The sequence below is a fragment of the Chromohalobacter sp. 296-RDG genome (assembly GCF_029889885.1).
Lineage (GTDB): Bacteria > Pseudomonadota > Gammaproteobacteria > Pseudomonadales > Halomonadaceae > Chromohalobacter.
The window spans coordinates 1-3,367 of record NZ_JARANY010000122.1 but is presented as its reverse complement, the minus strand read 5'-3'; the positions used below and the strand labels follow the sequence as shown (position 1 = coordinate 3,367).

Annotated in this window: 3 protein-coding genes; 2 read left to right on the top strand and 1 reads right to left on the bottom strand. The window is 60.6% G+C overall.

Translation table 11 applies throughout. The annotated features are described in order from the left end of the window. On the top strand, positions 1–1,917 hold a 1,917-nt coding region (locus tag OP495_RS16820; protein WP_280570887.1), incomplete at its 5' end, for a PQQ-binding-like beta-propeller repeat protein. 59 nt (positions 1,918–1,976) lie between these two features. Here OP495_RS16820 and OP495_RS16815 read toward each other — a convergent pair. Then, positions 1,977–2,738, bottom strand: a complete 762-nt coding sequence (locus tag OP495_RS16815) for an EAL domain-containing protein (RefSeq protein ID WP_280570885.1) — start codon at positions 2,736–2,738, stop codon at positions 1,977–1,979. Between the two features lie 212 nt (positions 2,739–2,950). Between OP495_RS16815 and OP495_RS16810 the strand changes: the two genes are divergently transcribed. Next, on the top strand, positions 2,951–3,325 hold the full coding sequence (locus tag OP495_RS16810) for an MliC family protein (RefSeq protein ID WP_280570883.1): 375 nt from the start codon (positions 2,951–2,953) through the stop codon (positions 3,323–3,325). Positions 3,326–3,367: the final 42 nt, after the last annotated feature.

The window sequence follows — 3,367 nt, the reverse complement described above, 5'->3', positions numbered from 1 at the left end:
TGGGTTGCCTACGGGCGCGACAGCGCCGCAACGCGTTACTCGCCGCTCGATCAAGTCACCCCGGATAACGTCGGCGATCTCGAAGTGGCGTGGCAGTACCGCACCGGCGACCTGCTCGATCACCGCTGGGGCGCTGAAACCACGCCGCTCAAGGTCGGCGATGACGTGTTCTTGTGTACGTCGCGCAATATCCTGATCTCGCTCGATGCCGATAGTGGCGAAGAGAACTGGCGCTACGATCCGCAGGTATCCGAGGATGCTATTCCTTATACGGCTGCTTGCCGTGGCGTCACTTATTATGAAGTGCCGGACGAGCGTCTGGACGATCTGGCCAGCGGCGATGATGGCGAGTCGCAGAGCTGCCGCGCACGCATCATTTCTGGCACGCTCGACGGTCGCATGCTGGAGGTCGATGCCGCCACCGGCGAGCCGTGTACCGGCTTCGGTGACGACGGCCAGGTCGACATCAAGAAGAACATGGGTGAGACGCCGGATGGGTACGTGTCCATCAACTCGGCGCCCGTGGTGGTGCGTGATGTCGTCGTAACGGGCCATCAGGTGCTCGATGGGCAGCGCCGTTATCCGCCCTCCGGTGTCATCAAGGGTTTCGACGCCGTGACTGGCGAGCTCGAGTGGGCCTGGGACGCCGGACGCCCCGAGCAGAGCGAACCGCTCACCGGTGATGAAACGTATGTGCGTGGCTCTCCCAATATGTGGACGACCGCCGCCGCCGATAGCCAGCTCGGTCTGGTGTATCTGCCGATGGCTAATAGCGCCGCTGATTACTGGAGCAGTTCGCGTACGCCGGAAGAAAACGAGTGGGCCAGCTCGATGGTGGCGCTCAACGTCGAGACTGGGCTACCCGAGTGGCATTTCCAGACCGCCCACAAGGATGTCTGGGATTACGACCCCGGTTCGCAGCCGACGCTGATCGATTTCCCCACCGGTGATGGGGAGGTGCCGGCCTTGGTGATGCCTACCAAGCAGGGCGAGATCTACGTCTTCAACCGTGAAACCGGCGAGTTGTTGGGTGGCGGTGCCGAAGAACGCCCCGTGCCGCAAGGCGGCGCCGAGCCAGAGGAACGCAGCGAGACACAGCCCTTCTCGAACTATGCCACGCTGCGTCAGCCCGACATCGACGAGAAGGACATGTGGGGCATGTCGCCTTTCGATCAACTCTTCTGCCGCATTCAGTACCAGCAGGCCAGTTGGAAGGGCATGTATACGCCGCCTACCGCCGACCAGCCGTGGATTCAGTACACCGGCTATAACGGCGGCTCCGATTGGGGCAGTGTCTCCATCGACCCGCGGCGCGGCGTGATGATCGCCAACTACAATGACATGCCCAACTATAATGAGCTGGTGCCGCGCGAGAAGGCCGATGCCATGGGTTGGAAGCCACGCGAGGAGCTCGCTAGCGATCGCGGTGGTGCCGAGGGTGCTGGAGATCCGCAGGCCAACACGCCGTATGCGATCAACGTCAACGCCGGATGGCGCGTGCCTTATACCGGTATGTTGTGCAAGCAGCCGCCGTATGGTCATATCCGTGCCATCGAGCTATCTAGTGGCGATACGCTGTGGGATCGCCCGCTGGGCACGGCCCGAGCCAACGGCCCGTGGGGGATTCGTTCCGGCTTGCCCATCGATATCGGCACGCCCAATAACGGCGGTTCGGTGGTCACGGCCGGGGGGCTGATTTTCATCGCTGCAGCGACCGATGATCTGATCCGTGCGATCGATATCGAGAGCGGCGAGACCGTGTGGCAAGCACCGTTACCAGCGGGTGGCCAGGCCAACCCGATGGTCTACGAGGCGAATGGTCGTCAGTATCTGGTGATCGTTGCCACGGGGCACCACTTCATGGAGACTCCCAGCGGCGACTACGTGATCGCCTATGCGCTGCCCGACGGTGCCTGACGACTCAATAGGGTAGGAAAAGCACAGCGACCCCGGCATGCGTGTCGGGGTCGCTGTGTTTAGGAAGCCACGAAGCCGGGAATCGGGGGCAACGCTTCAAACGCGGGGCGCGCATAATAGAAGCCCTGGTGCTGCACGATGCCGGCTTCTTCATGGAGCCAGCGGGCTTCGTCCCGGCACTCGATGCCTTCGGCGACCGTTTCGATGTCGAGCTGGGTAGCGATATCGGCCACCGCCTTGAGCAAAATCTGGCGGCGCGTGTCGCGGTGGCAATCCATCACCAGGTCACGGTCGATCTTGAGCTTGTCCGGACGTAACTCGGTGAGCAGGTCGAGGTTGGCGTGACCCTTGCCGAAATCATCTAGGGCAGTGGTGAAGCCCATTTGGTGATAGGCGTCTATGATATTGCGCAGATGGGCTCGGTCGGTGACGCTTTCGGTTTCGGTGATCTCGAACACCAGGCGCTCGGCGGGCCAGCCGACCTGTTCCGAGATCGCAAGCGTTGCCTGTATGCAGGCCTCGGGTGCATAGACGGCATTGGGCAGGAAGTTGATCGACAGTGCGGTAGTCATGTCCAACTGGCTGGCCAATTCGATGGCCTTGACGCGACAGGCCTGATCGAAGCGATACAGCAGTGCGTTCGAGACCTGGGACAGTACCTTAAAGGCGGACTCGCCATTGACGCCGCGTACCAAGGCTTCGTGGGCGACGATGCGTTGCGTTGCGACATCGACGATGGGCTGGAACGCCATGCTGAACTCGAACGGCAACGGGCCTTCGCAACGCGGGCAATGCTGGTCGGTTCGCGCGCAATTCGACATGCTTGACCTCCGTGTTATGGGCTGAGAGCCCCCTCATGATGCCCAATAAATATCTCGATGCGTATTGGGCGCGGTACGCGTCGTTTAAGATAGGATGTCTGCGATACTATTGTACGATCATAAATTAGCTGCGATACGCCTTTGAGAACGTCGCGTCGTATTGTGCTTCCATCATGATATGCCTGGATAAAGATCCTGGATAAGGAGTTCCAATGAAATCTGTCAGTCTTACCCTGTTGGCACTAGCCACCTTGATGACGGGGTGCGCCATGCAAGGTGGCGATGCTGATCGCGTCGATCAGCATACCCAGATTTACCAATGTGAGGGAGAGACATCGCTGTCGGTGACCTATTTCCAATATGGATCCGATACCGACCGCGCCATGCTGAGCTATGGTCACGATTCCATCCCCATGCACCAGATTGCCTCGGGCTCCGGCGCGCGCTATGCCAGCGACGACGAGCAGCTCGCCTACGTATGGCACACCAAAGGCGACAACGGCATGTTGTATAGTGAGAACGACGAGGGTGAGCGCAACGTCATCGAGCGCGATTGCCAGGGCCGGGTGAAAGACGCCGACCGCTAAGCTGCGCGCTCATTTCATGACGGGGCCTGTGCGATGTCTCTG